This window comes from Papillibacter cinnamivorans DSM 12816, assembly GCF_900176335.1.
GTDB classification, from domain to species: Bacteria; Bacillota; Clostridia; order Oscillospirales; family Oscillospiraceae; genus Papillibacter; species Papillibacter cinnamivorans.
This window is the reverse complement of the sequence record NZ_FWXW01000011.1, coordinates 18454-36941: the sequence shown is the minus strand read 5'-3', so window position 1 is coordinate 36941 and position 18488 is coordinate 18454. Positions and strand designations below refer to the sequence as shown.

Genomic DNA, 18488 nt, shown 5'->3' with positions numbered 1-18488 from the left:
ATAGGGGCGAAAGACATGAGTAATTTTATATGCCCTGTCTGCGGGAAAAAACTAAATAACAACACGCATTGCCTGTATTGTGAGAACCGTCACAGCTTCGACCTGGCGAAAAGCGGGTATGTCAACCTGCTTTTATCCCAGCAGCCGAAGGAAAAGCGCCACGGGGACGACAGGCGGATGGTCCGCGCCAGGAGCGATTTCCTCGATCGGGGGTATTACGCTCCGCTGCTGCGAAAACTCCTGGAAACGGTGAAAAAATACGCCCTCCCCGGGTGCAGGATCCTGGACGCCGGGTGCGGCGAGTGCTGGTATACCTCGAATGTTTTTGAGGATCTGACCGGCTGCGGCCTGAAACCGGAGCTGTTTGGGGTGGATATCTCGAAAGAAGCCCTGGCGGCGGGGGCGAAACGGAACCGGGCTATCGAGCTTGCGGTTGCCAGCGTGTTCCGCCTTCCCGTTGAGGACGCGTCCTGCGACATCGTCCTTTCGATTTTTGCCCCTTTCACCGGGGAGGAGTTCGGCCGGGTCTTAAAAGACGGTGGTGTCGTCATCCGGGTAATTCCCCTGGAAAAGCACCTTTTGGGCTTAAAAGAGGCCGTCTATGACCATGCGGTGGAAAACAAGGAGGAGCCCATAAACGCGGAAGGCTTTGAACTCACAGAGCGGCAGGAGATCCGGGAATCCATGGTTCTCAGACGCAGCGAGGATATACGAAACCTTTTTATGATGACACCATATTATTATAAAACCGGCGCTGAAGATCAGGAAAAGCTGGCGCGGCTTTCGGGCCTGGAAACGGAAATCGAATTCGGGATACTGGTCTATCGAAAAAAGCGGCAGGTATAATGAATCGGACCAATAAAACGACCGCCTCGGATGAGGCGGCCGTCAGTCTGTCGAAAAAGCCTCGCAGAGTTTCGCCACCGGAGTGGCGAAATATAATCGGATCATTTTCGGGCGCGGCGTGTACGTGCCCGAAAATACATCTCAGGCTGCAAGCGGCGAACCGTCCGCCTGCGGCGGACGGCGAGGCGCACGGCAGACTGTAAGCCCTTTTGTCGAAAAAGGCAGAACGCCTTTTTCGACAAAAGGGGCCGCCTCGGATGAGGCGGCCCCTTCGTCCTTGTAAAAGCGTTATGCGGCGATGCGGGACATGACGGCGGCGCCCATGGCGCGGCTGGCTGTCCCCAGGGGGTCGAAGGCGGAGGCGCTGCCGGTCATGATGCCGGAATCGGTGCAGTAAGCTACGCCGAGCAAGGCCCAGCCGTCAACGGAGGCCGCATCGGTATAGGCAAGCTCGATGCTGGTCTGGGCGTCTTTGCCGGTGAAGAGCTCATAACGGTAAATCAGTGTGGCCATCTGCTCCCGCGTCAAAACCGCATTGGGAGCGAAGGAGGCGGCGGTAATGCCGCTCACGATGCTGTTCTGGGAAGCCCACACGACAGCGTCCGAATACCACTGGCCGTTTTCACAGTCCGTAAAGAGTCCGGACACATTTCCGGTGACGGCGGGAGAGCCCTCCAGACGGTAGAGCATGGTGACGAACATGGCCCGGGTCATGGCCGTGTCGGGAGAGAAGGCCGTCGTGGAAGTGCCGGACATGATGCCGCCGGAATAGGCGCTGACAACGCTGCCGCTGTACCAGGCGTAAGTGGAGACGTCGCTGAAGTGGCTGATGGCCGTGATGCGCCCCTGGGCGGACCCGTAGGAGGCGGGAACGACGCCGCCCAGCGTTTCCGTGATGTACGTGATGAGAACCTGATTGTCCAGCATGACGTCTTCCAGGATAAAATGGTTGTCGGCGAACATGTTGATGCCGTCGCCCCCCGATTTGAGCATGTAGTTATGGGAAGCGAGGGTGTAGGTCTTCGTAAGGCTGATGGGCTCGTATACGCCGGTCGCGCCGTTTAGCACCTGCACGTCTTTGACGCGGCGGCCGCCGTCCACGCCCACGAACATTCCCTTGTCGTCCACCTTGACGGAAGAGGCCACGGCGGTGTCGATGGTGTATTTGAGGCCGGATACCTGCAGGAAGCCGCCGTTTTCCGACGGGCAGTTGCGGGAGGCCATCTCCAGGGCGTCGAGTATCTCCTGCCCCGTGGCCTCACAGACACACAGGGCGTTCCCGAAGGGGTTGACCGCTATGATCTGGGAATAAGTGATATCGCCGGCGGCGATATTGTCCCGCACGCCGCCGCCGTTGACCCATCCGATGTCGGCTCCTCCGACGATGCGGTAGGCGTCCGCCACCAGGTCGCCCATGTTGGTCTCCCGGTTGCGCACGGCCCGGGTCCCGTCCGGGTTTTTAATCGTGAGGCCGACGGAGGTGCCGGCGACCACGGTATTCAGAAGCGTGTCATTTTCCGCCTTGATATTGTCTACAAAAGCGGCGATGTCGGCGTCCTTCTCCGTATAGTCCGTGACAAGCTCGCTGGTGACCGTGCCGTCCGGCGAGATGACAAGCTTGCCGATTGCTGCCAGCTTTGTGCCGGAGGAGGTGAGGACTACGGTCTTGCCGTCTTTATCCGTCACGTTCTCACTGGGTATGACGCTGTGGGAATGCCCGTCGATGAACGCAGCAAGCCCCGAGACGTTTGCGATGATGTCGGTGGAGCGCCAGGGAGCGCTCTGCTCGTCGGTGCCGCAGTGGCCCACGGCGACGACGTAATCCGCGCCGGCGGCTTTGGCGTCGTCAACGGCGGCCTGGACGGCGTCGTAAAGGTCCTGGCCGTTGTTTCCTTCGCAGAAGCTGTAAATATATTTGCCCGCATCGTCCTGGAAATACGTGGGGGTGGATTTTGAGAAGGTCTCGGGCGTGTCGATCCCCACGTAGGCGACCTTCACGTCGCCGTAAGAGATCATTTTATAGCTGTCGAAAACAGGATCGCCTGTAGTCAGATCGATGAAATTGCAGCAGATATAGCCCGCATCCTGCATCCCCGCCAGCTCCAGGAAGCGGTCCATGCCGTAGTCAAACTCATGGTTTCCGGGAACAAGTACGTCGTAGTCCATCTGGTTCATGATGTCGACGAGATAGGCGCCCTTGGAAAGAGTGCCCAGAACGCCGCCCTGGAGGGCATCGCCGTCGTCCACCAGGGTCACATAGTTGCCTGCCTCGAGCATGTCAGCCCGATAGGCAGCGAGTCCCGCGTAGCCGATATTGTCGTCCACGGCGCAGTGAACGTCGTTGGTGTAGAGAACCACAATATCGCTGTTTGAGTCTGCTGCGAACGCCGTGATACAGAGATTGAGCGCGAGTATAACCGCGAGCAGAATGGATAGAAGCTTTTTCCCGATTTTCATTTTCATCCTCCTTTAGTGCTTATTTAGCAGATTATTACAATTATTATATCACGGGATTGTAAAATCCGATAGGGTCCTCATGGATATTGTTTGCTGATTTTATATCTTCATGTCGATACTATAGAAGAGAATAACAAAAGACGGCGGCTCCGTTCCGGCATTTTCTGAAACGGCTCGGACGGACTCAACTATGGATTTCTTGTACAATATCGGGTGAAATGATACACTGTGAGCAGATGACAGGTATTCCGCGATTCAAAATGGTGTTTATCGGCTATAGGATTCATAGTATCGGCGCTTTTTAGCCGCATACTCGCTCAGGGCTTTTATTCCAAAATCGGGGGCAGGAAAATGACGGAAACAGGCGTTGTTGTGATACTGGTTTTTATTATCGCCTCCGGCCTCCTGTTCGCCCTGTCCAACGGCCTGCACGACGCAAGCTCCGTGGTGGCCACCTTTATCAGCTGCAGGGCGGCCACCCCGCGGCAGGCGATTGCCTTGGCTTCCGTTTTCGGTCTGCTGGGGGCGGTATTCGGCGGGGACCAGGTAGCAAGCACCGTCTCCGGAGTGATAGACCTGCCCGCCCAGACCCAGCTGCTGCCAGTGCTCCTGTCGGCCATACTGGGAGCGACCTTATGGAATTTGGTAACCTGGAGACTCGGAATTCCCTCCAGCTCCACCCATGCCCTGATCGGCGGCATCATCGGGGCGATTCTTGTCTCCCACGGCCCTCAGCATGTGCTATGGGGCCTTGCGGAGCTGTTTGGCCCGTCCCATGAAGTCACCGGCATGGTCAAGGTGGTGGTTTTCCTGCTGGCTTCGCCGTTTATCGGGTTTATCCTTGGGTTTTTCTTTGAAAAATTATCCGATCTGATACTCAGAAATGCCAAATTCACGGTCAACCGCTGGCTGATACGGCTTCAGTGGATCATTTCCGCTCTGCTGTCCTATAACCACGGCGCCAACGACACGCAGAAAATGATCGGCCTTATCGCTCTTGCCCTGGCTTCGGCGGGCGCGGCGCCCGCCGGATCCGCGCCTCTTTGGGCGAAGATCTGCGCAGGCGCCGTCATGTTTGCCGGAACCATGATGGGCGGCTGGAGCATCATGAAGACTATCGGCCGCCGCATCTATAAGCTCAGGCCGGTTAACAGCCTGAATTCGCAGTTGTCCGCCTCCGCGTCGGTCATCGCGGCCAACTGGTTCGGCGCTCCCGTTTCCACCACTCATGTGGTGGTGGGAAGCGTGATGGGCGTCGGCTCCGCGGACAGATATAAAATGGTAAACTGGTCGATTGCAAAAGAGATCGTTGTGGCCTGGGTAGTAACCATTCCCCTGTCCGCCGGGGTTTCGGCGGCCGTGTATTTTCTTGTTTCCATGCTGCCCGGCCTGAAGTAAACGCAGAGAGGGAGGATTCCATTGAAGAACCGGAGCATTCTGGACAGGCTTTTTCCTAAAAAGTACGATTTCTTCAACAGCCTCGGCAGGCAGGCTCAGATCAACGCCCTAAGCATTTCCGCCCTCAACAGCTGGCTGAAAGAAGGGAAGGACGGCGACGCCGATGTTTTAGAGCGGTGCGGGAAGGAGGCCGACGAGGTCAGGCTGAGCCTGGAAAGGGATCTCGTGGAGGCATTCTCCACTCCGGTGGAGAGAGGCGATATTTATCTGCTTTCCGTGGACATGGACAAGGTGATCGACTATGCCCGTTCGACCCTTCATTCCATGAGGGCCTTCGGCGTGGAGTCGGACGGTATCATCCGGAGTATGGTCGATGAGCTCAATTCGGGTGTGAACGGATTCTATGAGGCGGTAAAATACCTGAAGAGCGATCCCGCGAAGTCCGAACAGCTGATTCCTGCAATGAGAAAAACCCATGCCGCCGTGGAAAAGCTGTATATTGACGGGATGGCGGCGCTGTTTCAAAGCGGCGACCCGATGCATGCCCTGAAGCTCCGGGAGGTTTACCACCACATCAAGGACGCCTCGTCCAACCTCGATTATTCCGTGGATACCCTGCACAGCATCATCGTGGGGCTGATCTGAAGCGCAGCCGATGCATAATAAAGACGCCCGCCTCACAAAGAGACGGGCTCAGATATAAGATGCATTTTTATTGCCTTCCGAATATAAAATCAGCATGATTCCTTTTCCATGAGATAACAGCGGGGATGGGGCGGAACCGGAGAATACCCCGTCGTTTCTTTGCGGATGTGGAAACCAAACTTTTGATACAGGCGGATGGCCGCCGTGTTGTCGGACAATACATGAAGGGATATCGGCTCCGAAGGGTATCTGCCGGAAAAAGCGCTCAGCAGCCCGGTCCCGACTCCCTGATTCCGCATGGCGCTGTCGACGCAGACATTCAGGATATAGATGCCCTTCAAAGCGCCCGTGTCCCGCTGGGTTTTTTCAAAGTAGGCCGACGCGGCGCTGTAAAAATGCTCCGGAACGGCAATGCCGTGCTCTTGAAATGCTTTCAGGAACAACCCGGCGTCCCACTTGAAATCGCGACGGATATAATAAATCAGGCCTGCCATCCGCCCTCCTGAAACCGCTGCAAAAAAGCGATCCGGGCGGAAACAGGACTCCCCGCGCCGTATCACCTCGGGCAGAACCGTTTCGGCGGTTTGGACGCTGCCAAAAAGCGCGGGGTAGATATAGTCGTCCGTCTGATAAATCAGCCTTGCAGCGTCCGTCAGATTGTCCGAAAGTTTCATGGGCCTGAATTCGAGTTCGAAACGGCCGTCCCGCGGACTATTTGGCATAGCTGTCAAACTCCTTCGTTTTGTCCAGGGCCGTTTCCTCCAGGAGAATCGGCAAACCGCTTTTTTTTCGGTAGGCGCTCCATTTTTTATAGAGCTTGAAGCACCCCTTGTAATACTGAGCCTCGGGACACAGTTCTTCTTTTTGGATCACCGGGTTGTTAACGGCGAGAAAAAAGCGGTACATGAACAGATCGTCGATATTCTTAATATTGAGAACTCCCCGGAAAATCATGGCGGCCAGCGCCTCGTGATAGACAAGATAATTGATGACGGACTGCCTTTGGGATTCCGGAAACTCAAATTCCCCCGTTTTCCGGTATCCTTCCAGGGCTTTTTCGATCTCTGTCAGCTCCGGATTCCCGATGAACGCGGTGTTGTAATTCATGATGAATTCCGCTTCCTTGAGATCCTTCTCCCGCTTTAGCTGCCACCAGATGGCATAGGCCCCGATGATGGCGGTAAGGGTGGTGAGGACGGTGGAGGTGTATTCTATGTTCCAAAAACGGCAGCCCGCGATATATACGGCGGCCAGCACCAGCAGAGAAATGGGCAGAAGAACACGTTTCATTGGCGGTACCTTTCCTGTGTGGTTTTCAGAATTTTGTCAGCGCCTGCGGCAGGTATACCACAAACGCGAAGCGTTTCGTGGTATATGGCCTCGTTTGCGGTTTCGCCCGAAGGGCGGGAGCAAACCGCGCCATTGAGCCCGGTATAATGGCTGCTTTGCGGCAAGTCCCATCGTCCTTTTCGCCACCGGCGAAAAGCTTTTTTGGATTTCGCGTTGCGCTCCGTGACCAAAATCCAAAAAAGATCAAATCCCAATGTCTTGCGGGAATTCACTTTCCGCAAGACATACTTTGCGCGCCTTCGCAAAGGCGCGGTCCTTCCCCCGTACCCGTCGGAAAACAGGGTTTTTCGACGGCCGTATAATAGCCGCTTTGCGGCTATTATACCATGTCTTTTACGGTACGGAAAGCATTCCCGTGGATAATGTACGTTTTGTTCACGGCGGATTGGGAAATGGAGCCGGAACGGATTCGGACGGCGGAATAGGAGAAAGGATACCGTTTGACAAATTCCCACGAATGGTTGTAATGTGGAAGAAAGACGGACGGATAAGGAAGAGGAACATGAAACTTAAGATTGCAGGCCTGTTTAGCTTGATCGCACCTGTTTACGGATTCTTTTTCGGATATCAGAAGAGGCATTACAAAGAGATCCTGGAGGGTGCCTCCTGTCAGCTGGACTTTTCGCAGTATAAAACCTGCGTCGACGTCGGCTGCGGAACGGGAGCCCTGTGCTCCGTGCTGCGCCGGAAGGGGCTCGACGTCACCGGGGTGGATCCCGCTCGGGGAATGCTCCAGATCGCTTCCAGGAACAACAAAGGCATGGAATTCGTACAGGCAAGCGTCGTAAAGGGACTGCCTTTCGGAGACAAGAGCTTTGACATCTCCTTTGCCTCCTATGTGGCTCACGGCCTGAATAAAGAGGAAAGACGGGCCATGTACGCCGAGATGGGCAGGATTACGAAATATTTCGTCTTAATGATCGACTATAACGAAAATCGATCGCCTTTTGTGAGTGTTGTGGAGTGGCTGGAAGGCGGGGACTACTTCAATTTTATTAAGAACCCCCGCTCTGAGATGCAGGAGGCCTTTGCGGACGTACGCGCGGTGGACGTCGGCCCCCGCGCAGCATGCTATATGTGCGTGCCGTCTGACGGGTAAGACGATAAAATAGGCATTGACAAAAAAAGCCCGGTATGGTATTTTGATAAAAATCAATACGCAAACCGTTGAAGCGGAGATAACGGTGACGATGCTCCTACAGAGAGCCCGGGACACTGAGAACCGGGCGGAAAACAAGTCATCAAATGGACCGCGGAGGGCGCAGTCAAAGGCAGGGGCCGAGTATTCTGCGACGTGGGGGCATACGTCAGTTGCCGGGGATATGTTGGTATCCCGAAAAGCGCACGGCTGCAATATTCCGTGAATCAAGGTGGCACCGCGAGTTCAGGCTCGTCCTTGACAGAAATGTCAGGGACGGGCTTTTTTGCCGTTCCTGGCAGGGAATCAAAAACCGATGAGAGAAAGGCGGGCCGGGAAGATGATAAGACCTACGTTCATGGAAGCGAAAAAACTGGCCGAAACGGGGGTGTATCAGGTGCTCCCGGTAAGCTGCGAGCTCTATTCCGACGTCAGCACCCCCATGGAAGTGCTGCGCAGGCTGAAAAACGTCAGCAAACACTGCTATATGCTGGAATCCGCGGAGAACAACCGGATGTGGGGGCGCTATACCTTCCTGGGATACGACCCCGAAATGGAACTGACATGCACCGACGGAAAGATGACGGTCAAAATGGGCACGTCCATAGTGTTGGATACGAAAAATCCAGGGGACGTGATCCGGCAGGTGCTGGCGGACAACCGAAGCCCGCATTTTGAGTACCTGCCCTCTTTTACCGGCGGACTGGTGGGCTATTTCTCCTATGACTTCATCAAATACGCCGAAAGCTCCCTGGTGCTGGACGCGAAAGACGAGGAAAACTTCAAGGACGTGGACCTGATGCTCTTTGACAAGGTGATTGCCTTTGACAACTTCCGGCAGAAGATTATCCTCATCGTCAACGTTCGCTGCGGGGAGATGGAAACGGAGTACAACCGGGCGGAAATGGAACTGAAAAGCATGAAGGAGCTTATATTACACGGAGTCCCTAAAAAGGATGTGCCCGGAAGGATAACGTCGCCGGTCCGGAAGCTGTTCGGCAAAGAAGAATTCTGTCGGATGGTGAAAAGAGCGAAGGAATACATCCGCGAGGGCGATATTTTTCAGGTGGTACTTTCCAACCGGCTGGACGCGGATTTCGAAGGGAGCCTTCTGGACACCTACCGCGTTCTCCGGACGATAAACCCGTCACCGTACATGTTCTACTTCTCCAGCGACGACATCGAGATCGCCGGCGCTTCCCCGGAAACCCTGGTGAAGCTGGAAAACGGAGTGCTGCACACCTTCCCCCTGGCCGGGACCCGGCCCAGGGGCAAAACGGAGGAAGAGGACAAACGGCTGGAAGAGGAGCTTTTGGCCGACGAAAAGGAGCGGGCCGAGCACAACATGCTGGTGGACCTGGGACGCAACGACATCGGGAAGATCAGCCGGTTCGGGAGCGTAGAGGTGGAAAGCTACATGAGCATAGAGCGGTTTTCTCACGTCATGCACATCGGTTCCACCGTCCGCGGCGCCATCCGGGAGGACAAGGACGCGGTGAGCGCGGTGGACGCGGTGCTCCCCGCCGGGACTCTGTCCGGCGCGCCGAAAATCCGGGCCTGCGAAATCATCAACGAGCTGGAAAACAACAAGCGCGGTATATACGGCGGCGCCATCGGATATCTCGATTTCACCGGCAATCTGGACACCTGCATCGCCATCCGGATCGCGTTCAAAAAGAACGGCAAGGTGTTTGTCCGTTCGGGCGCGGGCATCGTGGCCGACAGCGTGCCGGAAAACGAATACCAGGAGTGCATCAACAAGGCGAAAGCCGTTGTCCGCGCCCTTGAGATCGCACAGGAGGGACTGGACTGATGGTACTGCTCATCGACAACTACGACAGCTTTTCCTACAACCTGTATCAGTTTGTCGGGACGGTGGACCCGGAGATCCGGGTCATCCGAAACGACGAAATATCCGTGGAAGAGATCCGGGCGCTGCGCCCGTCCCACGTCATTTTATCTCCCGGGCCGGGATACCCCCGGGACGCGGGCATCTGCGTTGCCGCCGCGGCCGAGCTGGGGAAAGAGTTCCCGCTGCTGGGGGTATGCCTCGGGCATCAGGCGATCTGTCAGGCCTTCGGAGCCACCGTTTCCCACGCGAAACGGATGATGCACGGCAAGCAGTCCGAGGTTATTCTGGACGATGCCTGCCCACTGTTTGGCGGTATGCCGAAGCGGATCAGAGCCGGCAGATATCACTCCCTCGCGGCAATGCGGGATACCGTCCCCGCCTGCCTGCGCGTCACGGCCGAAACCGACGAAGGGGAGATCATGGCCGTGATGCACCGCGAATACCCTGTTTTCGGCCTGCAGTTTCACCCGGAATCCATTTTGACGCCGGACGGGATGCAGATCATCCGGAATTTTCTGAAACTTTGAAAGGAGCCCCGCCATGATTAAGGAAGCAACCGCAAAACTGATTGATAAGGAAAACCTGACGTATGAGGAGTCCGCTGCCGTTATCGATGAGATCATGAACGGCCAGACCTCCCAGGTACAGACCGCGGCGTTTCTGGCGGCCCTTTCCGTCAAGGGGGAAACCGTCGAGGAAATCACCGCCTGCGCCGCCGGGATGCGGGCCCACGCGACGCCCGTGAGGTATGGGCAGGATCTCCTGGAGATCGTCGGAACCGGAGGCGACGGCGCGAAATCCTTCAACATTTCCACCACGGCTTCCATCGTCATCGCCGCCGGGGGCGTAAAGGTGTCCAAGCACGGCAACCGCGCGGCTTCCTCCAGAAGCGGCGCGGCGGATGTTCTGGAGGCGCTGGGGGTGAAGATCAGTCTGTCTCCGGCAAAGTGCGTGGAGCTGCTGGATACCGTCGGGATCTGTTTTCTCTTTGCACAGAGCTACCACGCCTCCATGAAGTATGTCGCTCCGGTGCGAAAAGAGCTGGGGGTGCGCACCATATTCAATATCCTGGGGCCGCTGACCAATCCCGCCTCGGCCAATCTGCAGGTCCTCGGCGTGTATTCAGAAGCGCTGGTGGAACCGCTGGCCCGTGTGCTGGCAAACCTCGGCGTCAAGCGCCTTATGGTGGTATACGGAACGGACGGGCTGGACGAGATCTCCATGTCTTCCCCCACGTTGGTCTGCGAATATGACGGAAACGCTTTCCGCACATACAGGATCCGGCCGGAGGACTTCGGCTTTGTATCCTGCGAAAAGGCGGACCTGGAGGGCGGCACGCCCGGGGAAAACGCGCAGATCACTTTGGATATAGTAAGCGGCGCGGCGGGCGCGAAGCGGGAGGCGGTGCTTTTAAACGCAGGCGCGGGCTTATATATCGCGGGGAAAGCCGATTCCCTGGCGGGCGGCGTGCGTCTTGCCGCGGAGCTCATTGACAGCGGAAGGGCAAAGGCCAAGCTGGAGGAATTCATCCGGCAGTCCAACCGGTAGGGGGAGCGATATGATACTGAGCGAACTTGCCGCCCATGCCGCCGGGCGGGTGGAACAGGCAAAGAAAAGGATCGGCCTTGATGAGCTGCACGATGCTGCCTTGCGGCTTCCCAGAGGGGAATTTTCCTTTGAACGCACCCTGAGGGTCCCCGGAATGTCCTTCATCTGCGAAGTGAAAAAGGCGTCCCCATCCAAAGGCGTAATTTCGGAGATCTTTCCATACCGGGAAATCGCAAAGGAATACGAAGAGGCGGGCGCGGACTGCGTCTCCTGCCTCACGGAGCCCAAGTGGTTTTTAGGTTCGGATGAAATATTCCGGGAGATCCGCGCCGCGATTTCCCTTCCCATGCTTCGCAAGGATTTCACGGTGGACGAATATCAGCTGTACGAGGCCAAGTGCATGGGAGCGGACGCGGTGCTCCTGATCTGCGCGCTCCTGGACACGGTCACGATGGCGCGGTATCTCGGAATCTGCGGCGAACTGGGCATTTCGGCCCTGGTGGAGGTCCATGACGAAGGGGAAATCGTATCTGCGGTTTCAGCGGGCGCCCGGATCATCGGAGTTAACAACCGGAATCTGAAAAATTTTTCCGTGGACCTGTCCAACGCCGCAAGACTGCGGGATAAAATACCGGCCCCGGCGCTGTTCGTTGCCGAATCCGGCGTCTCATCGCCCTCGAACGTTGCTTCACTCAAAGCAATCGGCGCGGACGCGGTGCTCATCGGCGAGGCACTGATGAGATCGGAGGACAAAAAAGCACTGCTCGCATCCTTCCGGAGGGCGGCGGAATGAGCGGGACGAAAATCAAGATATGCGGACTGTTCCGGCCGCAGGATGCAAAGTACGTTAACGACGCCATGCCGGATTACGCGGGCTTCGTGTTTTACGAAAAAAGCAGGCGGTATCTCCCGCCGGAAGAGGCGAGTAAACTGCGGGAGGCAATCGACCCGAAGATAAGGACCGTCGGGGTGTTTGTCGGGTCGTCGAAAGAGCAGATCGCGCAAATCTACCGGGAGGGCAGTATCAGCATAATCCAGCTGCACGGCGATGAAAACGACGCTTACTTGGAAGAGCTGCGCGGTATGCTCCCCGGCGCAGAGATCTGGAAGGCGCATAAAATCCGATCGGAGAAAACCCTGGAGGCCGCCGCAAAGTGCGTGGCCGACCGGGTCCTCCTGGACAACGGATGCGGCACGGGAGAACGCTTCGACTGGTCGCTGCTGCTCTCTTTTCGGCGCCCGTTTATCCTGGCGGGAGGGCTCACGCCGGAAAACATACCGGAAGCGGTGAAGCTCTGCCGCCCCTATGCCCTGGACGTAAGCTCCGGGGTGGAAACGGACGGGGTGAAAGACGGGTACAAAATACTGTCCGCGGTAAGAGCGGCAAGAAAGTATGAAATAAGCCGTATCCAGGCAGACAGCCAGTCCTGTGGATAAGAAACGGTTTCCCCGGAAAGTAGCCGGCAGCTCTCTCAACAGCGAAGAAAACGATCCCGCCTCGAAAGAGGCGGGATCGTTTTTGCTTGTCGTGCCTGCCGGTTTTTTTAATCCAGCTGGAACTGCAGCAGCACCGGGTTGTGGTCCGAGGAGAGGAAGCCGGCCTGGATATGCGCTTCATGAACCACCGTTATATTATCGGAAACGAGAAAGCCGTCGAGAACGGTTACAAACGACACTCCCTCCACATAGCCCGCGTCGGTGGAGCGGAGGGTGGGAAGAAGATCCTCCTTGTTTTCCGGGCGTACGAGGGTAAAGCAGTCCGGGATCAGCTCCGTGTTGATCGGCTTGGCCCAGACGGGTGTCTCCCGGGTCGTGCCGAAGAGCTCAGGCGAATTGCCCATCAGGTCCTTGTTGAAATCGCCGCCCACAATGACGTAATTGCCCGAATCGTATTCGCGTTGGGCGTCTTCGAAGAGCATTTTCAGCTGCTCTTCGCCGATGGTGACATCCGCCGTGAAGGCAGAGAGGTGAACGTTTATCAGGATAAGCTCCTTACTGTTTGAAACGGGGATCCTTGTCACGGTATAACAGCGGTCCAGATCCAGCAGCTTGCGGAAGCCCGATTCCAAAGGTAGGCTGCGGCGGAGAGATGAGCGGATGAAGTATTTCGAGAAGGTGGCGATGCCGGACACGGATTTGCCGATGGGATCCGTGATGGGATAAAGAAGATACGGGGAGTCGTAGTTGACGGCGAATACCGACGAGCAGGCGGGGAAGTTATCCTGAAACATGGCATACTCGTCCACATGGTAACTTCTTGTGGCGTTGGTGTCCACCTCCTGGAAGAAGGCGAAGTCCGGGCTGATGTTGGAGATGACGCCGGCAGCGCCGGTGATGTTTTTATCGACTTCCTCTTTGCTGTATGCCCTGGAGTACTTGCCGCCGTCCATGAAAAAGCTGTAATCCCTGCTGTACGCCCCGTAGCCCACGTTGAAGGTCGTCAGAGTATAGGTAACGCCCGGCTGCGGCATGTCGGAGGAAACACCGTCGACTTCCAGCGCAAGATTGTCCTCCACGCGGTGATACGCGATAAAGACATACGCGACATAGCTCCCCGCCGCCAGAACCACGACTAAAATCACAATGGCGATCATTTTCATCAGCTTCTTCATAAGGCCTCCCTGAATCGTTTTTTCCGGTAAACGGGTGAGCTGAAAGGAGGTAATGCATTCTGCGGCGGATCCCATGCTGTATTTATAAGGCAGCCGCCTGAAACGGGTCCGCCTGTCTTTATTGTAATATGGACCTGCGGGTTTCACAAGAAAAATGAAACGGGAAGCTCCGCGCTCTTTATTATAAAAACAGCGGGAAACTCCGCCGGGTAAAAAAGTGTACTGGTATTGAAATGGGGAGGGGGGGGAGAGTATGGATAATAAGGTTGTATTTACCTGATAAATGAGCTAATATTGGTTTAATGTTTGTTTGTAAGGAGCCGCTTATGAAACGAAAGCTGTTGAGCGCCGCGCTGATCCTCTGCATAACACTGATGATCCTGCCGGTTTCCGCTGCGGCGGAAAAAGCGGTGGGCGTTGAGATAGACGGGACCCAGGTGGAGTTTACGGAGTCCAGCGGAAGTCCCTTTGTCGATTCCAACAGCAGAACGCTGGTCCCGCTCCGGGTCACCATGGAAGCCTGCGGCTGCGAGGTCACTTGGGACAACGAGAACTACCGGGCCGTCGTTTACAAAAACGGCGTCACCGTCGTGGTCCCCATCGGCGAGAACCGCATTATCGTAAACGGGGTGCCGGAGGAGATTGACACCGCCGCCGTTGCGAAAAACAACCGCACTTATCTTCCCATCCGCGCCGTGCTGGAGGCTTTCGGTTCCGACGTGGGCTGGGACGGAGAGAACTGGACGGTGACCGTGTCCCTTCACGAAAGAGACTATGGGGAGTGTGACGATCACACCGCCGCCATTGTTGCCGCCATCGGAAGGAATACCGGTATCAGCCAGGAGGACCGAGAGGTTCTCACCGACTACGCCCAGCGGCTGTTTGCCAACCTCACGCTGACGGATGATCAGGCGGCTTCGGTCGCGAACAAGTTCTCCACTCTGAGAATCAGCCACGGCAGCCTGGAGCAGGGCCTGGACGGATGGGCGGACACCGCCGCGAACACGATTGCCGTCGACGACGGCAAATTTACTGCGGCGCTCAATCAAGTATACTACTATAACACCTTTTATCACGAGGTCAATCATATTATCGCCGGAAATCTCAAAAGCTGCGAATTTATCTCGGAAGCCCTTGTGGAAACACTGGCTGAGGAATTCAGCGGCGCCGCGGACTATGCCAGCGACTATCGCCCCTGGGTCATCGCCGTCCGGATGATGGCGGAGGTTATCGGCACGGAGGTTCTGGAGAAGGCAATTCTCACCGGGAACCCCCAGGTGGTGTTCACCGCCCTGCAGCAGTATGACGGGAAAGACAGCGCGAGCGCCTATCTTCTGCCCCTGATGGATCAGCTGAAAAGTTACTACATGGCGATGGACGGAGAAAATCTTCGTGTAGCTGCGACGGAATTCTGCGGGTATATCTACGCGGCGTATGAAAACAGATACCATGTTTCCGCGGAAGAGGATCCGGTGATGGAGGCCTACGCCTCCTATTTGAAAGGCATGTGGAGCGGAGGTACGCCCCTGCAGATGAGCAAGCTGCCCGTCTATTTCCGAAAAGACGCCGCGCCGGACTATGTGGTCGTTACGGACCGGGAAAAAACCTACTGCGATGACGGCACTTTCATAGTCTACCTTTACGAGAGGCCCTGCGCCGGGTGAGGAATTTTCCTGCTCTGCCGGACCGGCCGTATCGCAGGAGACGAAGCCGGCCGGAGTTTGGATACAAGGAAGCACCGCCGGCATTGTTGGACGGATAATTCTATGCTAGAATATTTGACGTACTGTTCAGATATAATTTCACACCTGCTCGTTCCGAAAGCTGAGCCTGATAAACGCTTGAAAGAAGATGAAATAAATGGATAAACTTACGAAAAACGATAACGGTGAAATGGTATTGGTAAATATCGTCGAGGAAATGGTAAAGCAGAAAGTGGATGAGATGATAAAGAGCCTTGATATGTGCGGCTGCGAAAAATGCCGTCTCAACGCATGCGCGATTGCTTTGAATAATCTTCCCTCCCACTATGTGACCACGGAAAAGGGAGCTTTATTGGGCCAACTGGAAGATGTGGAGGTCAATTATCAGACCAATCTGACGGTTGAAGTCATGAAAGCCCTCATGACCGTTAAGGAGCACCCGTTCCACTGACAAGCTGCGGCTTTTGAGATAAACCTTCTTTAAAAAACAGGCTATTCGGCCTGTGCAGTATGAACCCCGCTTCCGGCGGGGTGCGCGGAGCCGCTCGTAACAAGCGTTTTACGCTTCGCACAAAACCTTAATGCCGGGGCAATTCATTTGCCCCGAACAGATGAAATAACCCACGATACCAAAAAAGAAGAACAGGCATAGCCTGTTCTTCTTTTTTGGCGGATCGACTCAACTCAAATACGAACGGTGCTGTATTTGCCGGCGGCTTTGCGGTTTTCATACGGCTATAGCTGTTTAATCAGTTTTGCCGTGACAAAATCTGCAAATTATACTTAAGGAGTATGGACATGCACGGAATCATTCCTTTTACTCTCTCGGTGCGCCAAGAAAACCGTTCTCCTGGCACCCGATCTCTTGTATAATCCAAACTTGCCGTAATCGCTATGCGATGAATCCAGAAATGAACTGCTGAACACCATAATACCGCCGAAGCAGCCGTTAAAACTCTTTATATTCGTATGTGGTGGTGAAGTCCAGCGTGACGCCGTCCTCCAGAAACCGCTTCTGGGAAATCAGGCAACCGTTGCTGTCGTATCCATATTCAATCATATAAGCCATTGAGCTGTCAGCGTATTTCATCCTGACGCAGTTGCCGGCGCTGTCGTAGGTGTATTCCACATTCGTTTCGTCGGAGGACGAAGAATATGTATGCAGCTGCTTCTCGGTCAGCACTCTGCCCGCGGCGTCGTAAGTGTATGTGTACCGGGTACTCTCCCACAGCTCTCCGTCCTGCGTATAGCTGTAGGTGAGCGGGTTTCCGAAGGCGTCATAGGTGTATTCCTCCAAAAGCACGTTGCTGGGATAATAAACATTGGCGTTTCTCTCCGTGAGCAGATTGCCGAAGGCGTCATAGGTGTAGGTGTGCTTCATCTGTGTGCCGCCGCCCGACGCATTATCGTAGGTTTCCAGCATGGAGGCAACGCTGCCGTCGGCGTTGTATGTATAGGCGTATGTGTAAGTTTCATTTGCGTTGTTATATGTAGTTGTCTGCACACTACCATCCGTATTGTAGATATAGCTGTATGTCAGCGTCATTCCGCCGCCATTATTCAGGGTGAACGTATCCGTCAGCAGGTTTCCGTGGGAATCATAGGAATATGTATCATATCCGTAGTTATTGGTCGCCTTTACCAGAAGATAGAGCTTATCCGAGCCCGTATCTGCCGCGCCCGTCAGCCCGAACGTTTCGGCATAGCCAGCGCTTATTACGCCCTTGTCCGCAAGCGTTTTCGCCAGCGTCACGCCCGCGTCCTTGATTTCGGCTGACAGCGCGTTATAGCTGGTATACACGCAGTCGTCACGATAGAAGGTATCGGATGTATATTGTCCGCTTTTGCACACACCTGTCTCCGCAGCTTTCAGATAGGCCGTGCTGTAACTGAAATCACCGGATTTGTCACTATAGCCCAGTGCGCGCAGAAGGAAAGTCAGATACATGTTTGCGGTAGCCGTTGTATTCGGGTTAAATGCTGTTGCCGACACGCCGGTCGTGTAGCCCTTGCTGTATGCGTAGGCCACATATGCTTTGGCCCAACTCGATTCGGTATCCGTAAATGGGTTTTCGCCTGTGTAGCTTTTGGCATTTTCCTCCTCGCCAAGCAGTCGAATCAACATGACCAACGCCTCAGCGCGTGTCGGAGCCCGGTCCAACTGATAAATCGGGTGCCCGTTTGAATCCGTGCCCGTGCCATTGAACAGCCCCAACACGTTGAGCCTGTCGGCGTATGCAGTATACTTCGGAGTATATGCCGCCAGCGCGGTCGCGGGGAAAAGGCTTAGGCACATGATAAGTGCCAACGCAAGGGTAAGAATGCGTTTTTTCATAAAAAAAATGACCTCCTCTGTTTTTTTACCTCAGAGGAAGTCATATCGTTCCGCTATGTACTCCTCAGAGCCGCACAGTTTGCCCTCGGGGGTGTTTTCCTCGGAGGTATTATAAAGAATGTATCTTTATCTATAATATACTCCGAACCAACTTTGTTTGCAATACCCTCTTTTGGAGAATACTGGAGTGCTGCGATAAAAGCAGAATCGCAAAATGCTTAAAAAGAGATAGAATCAAGGTGAAAGGTTTGAAGCGATAATGGCACGACATACGACAAACAATTCAGGGAAGAAGCTATCACACCGGGCGGAGTAAAGATAAAGGACCCTTTTTGTTCTTTGCCCTATGAATTTTCGGGAGCGGCGGAGTTTAATGAGATATATAATTCCTCCAGCTCCAAAGCCGCCTGAACAAGTCTTGCCTCCGAATCGGCGGAAAGAGCCGCGGACAGCTGCGCCAGTTTCACCGCGTCGGCAACCTTGGCGCTGATGCTTGCAATAGAGTCCTCCATGCATTTACGCTGTATTTCTATTTCCTCCCGGTTCATAGGTATCCCTCCCATATAGTATACTTCAATCCATTTCAAGGGAATATACCTTAAAA

General features: G+C 55.1%; 17 protein-coding genes. 11 read left to right on the top strand and 6 right to left on the bottom strand.

Annotation, left to right across the window (positions count from 1 at the left end; all coding sequences use genetic code 11):
* Positions 1-15 precede the first annotated feature (15 nt).
* The gene (locus B9A13_RS12750) at positions 16-846 is read left to right on the top strand and encodes a putative RNA methyltransferase (RefSeq protein WP_084235544.1); all 831 of its coding nucleotides are present in this window, start codon (positions 16-18) and stop codon (positions 844-846) included.
* 288 nt (positions 847-1134) lie between these two features.
* Here B9A13_RS12750 and B9A13_RS12745 read toward each other — a convergent pair whose 3' ends face one another.
* Positions 1135-3303: a 5'-nucleotidase C-terminal domain-containing protein gene (locus B9A13_RS12745; protein ID WP_341456036.1), complete on the bottom strand. Its 2169-nt coding sequence runs from the start codon at positions 3301-3303 to the stop codon at positions 1135-1137.
* 351 nt (positions 3304-3654) lie between these two features.
* Here B9A13_RS12745 and B9A13_RS12740 point away from each other — a divergent pair, with 351 nt between their 5' ends.
* On the top strand, positions 3655-4701 hold the full coding sequence (locus tag B9A13_RS12740; protein WP_084235542.1) for an inorganic phosphate transporter: 1047 nt from the start codon (positions 3655-3657) through the stop codon (positions 4699-4701).
* Positions 4702-4722: 21 nt separating this feature from the next.
* Positions 4723-5346, top strand: a complete 624-nt coding sequence (locus B9A13_RS12735; protein ID WP_084235541.1) for a DUF47 domain-containing protein — start codon at positions 4723-4725, stop codon at positions 5344-5346.
* Between the two features lie 89 nt (positions 5347-5435).
* Here B9A13_RS12735 and B9A13_RS12730 read toward each other — a convergent pair whose 3' ends face one another.
* Both B9A13_RS12730 and B9A13_RS12725 read right to left on the bottom strand, forming a co-directional pair.
* Positions 5436-6068, bottom strand: a complete 633-nt coding sequence (locus tag B9A13_RS12730; RefSeq protein ID WP_084235540.1) for a GNAT family N-acetyltransferase — start codon at positions 6066-6068, stop codon at positions 5436-5438.
* Positions 6058-6636: a hypothetical protein gene (locus B9A13_RS12725; protein ID WP_084235539.1), complete on the bottom strand. Its 579-nt coding sequence runs from the start codon at positions 6634-6636 to the stop codon at positions 6058-6060. Before B9A13_RS12725 ends, B9A13_RS12730 begins: the two co-directional genes overlap by 11 nt.
* Before the next feature lie 562 nt (positions 6637-7198).
* Between B9A13_RS12725 and B9A13_RS12720 the strand changes: the two genes are divergently transcribed.
* From B9A13_RS12720 to B9A13_RS12695, 6 genes are all read left to right on the top strand, one after another.
* Positions 7199-7795, top strand: a complete 597-nt coding sequence (locus tag B9A13_RS12720) for a class I SAM-dependent methyltransferase (RefSeq protein ID WP_084235538.1) — start codon at positions 7199-7201, stop codon at positions 7793-7795.
* Between the two features lie 379 nt (positions 7796-8174).
* On the top strand, positions 8175-9647 hold the full coding sequence (gene trpE, locus B9A13_RS12715) for an anthranilate synthase component I (protein ID WP_084235537.1): 1473 nt from the start codon (positions 8175-8177) through the stop codon (positions 9645-9647).
* Positions 9647-10213, top strand: coding sequence for an anthranilate synthase component II (locus B9A13_RS12710; protein ID WP_084235536.1), 567 nt, complete (start codon positions 9647-9649; stop codon positions 10211-10213). Before trpE ends, B9A13_RS12710 begins: the two co-directional genes overlap by 1 nt.
* 13 nt (positions 10214-10226) lie before the next feature.
* On the top strand, positions 10227-11234 hold the full coding sequence (gene trpD / locus B9A13_RS12705) for an anthranilate phosphoribosyltransferase (RefSeq protein WP_084235535.1): 1008 nt from the start codon (positions 10227-10229) through the stop codon (positions 11232-11234).
* A 10-nt stretch (positions 11235-11244) separates the two neighbouring features.
* Positions 11245-12027 carry an indole-3-glycerol phosphate synthase TrpC gene (gene trpC, locus B9A13_RS12700; protein WP_084235534.1) on the top strand — a complete coding sequence of 261 codons (783 nt, stop codon included), beginning with the start codon at positions 11245-11247 and terminating at the stop codon, positions 12025-12027.
* On the top strand, positions 12024-12671 hold the full coding sequence (locus B9A13_RS12695) for a phosphoribosylanthranilate isomerase (RefSeq protein WP_084235533.1): 648 nt from the start codon (positions 12024-12026) through the stop codon (positions 12669-12671). The genes trpC and B9A13_RS12695 overlap by 4 nt, the downstream gene beginning before the upstream one ends.
* A gap of 107 nt (positions 12672-12778) precedes the next feature.
* Here B9A13_RS12695 and B9A13_RS12690 read toward each other — a convergent pair whose 3' ends face one another.
* On the bottom strand, positions 12779-13846 hold the full coding sequence (locus B9A13_RS12690) for an endonuclease/exonuclease/phosphatase family protein (RefSeq protein ID WP_084235575.1): 1068 nt from the start codon (positions 13844-13846) through the stop codon (positions 12779-12781).
* Between the two features lie 326 nt (positions 13847-14172).
* On the opposite strand from B9A13_RS12690, the gene B9A13_RS12685 reads away from it, so the two are divergent.
* On the top strand, positions 14173-15510 hold the full coding sequence (locus tag B9A13_RS12685) for a copper amine oxidase N-terminal domain-containing protein (protein ID WP_159448139.1): 1338 nt from the start codon (positions 14173-14175) through the stop codon (positions 15508-15510).
* A gap of 196 nt (positions 15511-15706) precedes the next feature.
* A complete protein-coding gene (locus B9A13_RS12680) occupies positions 15707-16000 on the top strand; it encodes a late competence development ComFB family protein (protein WP_084235531.1) in 294 nt (97 codons plus the stop codon).
* Positions 16001-16498: 498 nt separating this feature from the next.
* Here B9A13_RS12680 and B9A13_RS12675 read toward each other — a convergent pair whose 3' ends face one another.
* Both B9A13_RS12675 and B9A13_RS12670 read right to left on the bottom strand, forming a co-directional pair.
* Positions 16499-17884, bottom strand: a complete 1386-nt coding sequence (locus tag B9A13_RS12675; protein ID WP_084235530.1) for an S-layer homology domain-containing protein — start codon at positions 17882-17884, stop codon at positions 16499-16501.
* 344 nt (positions 17885-18228) lie between these two features.
* Entirely contained in the window at positions 18229-18432 is a 204-nt protein-coding gene (locus B9A13_RS12670) for a hypothetical protein (protein WP_084235529.1), read from the bottom strand.
* Between the last annotated feature and the right edge of the window lie 56 nt (positions 18433-18488).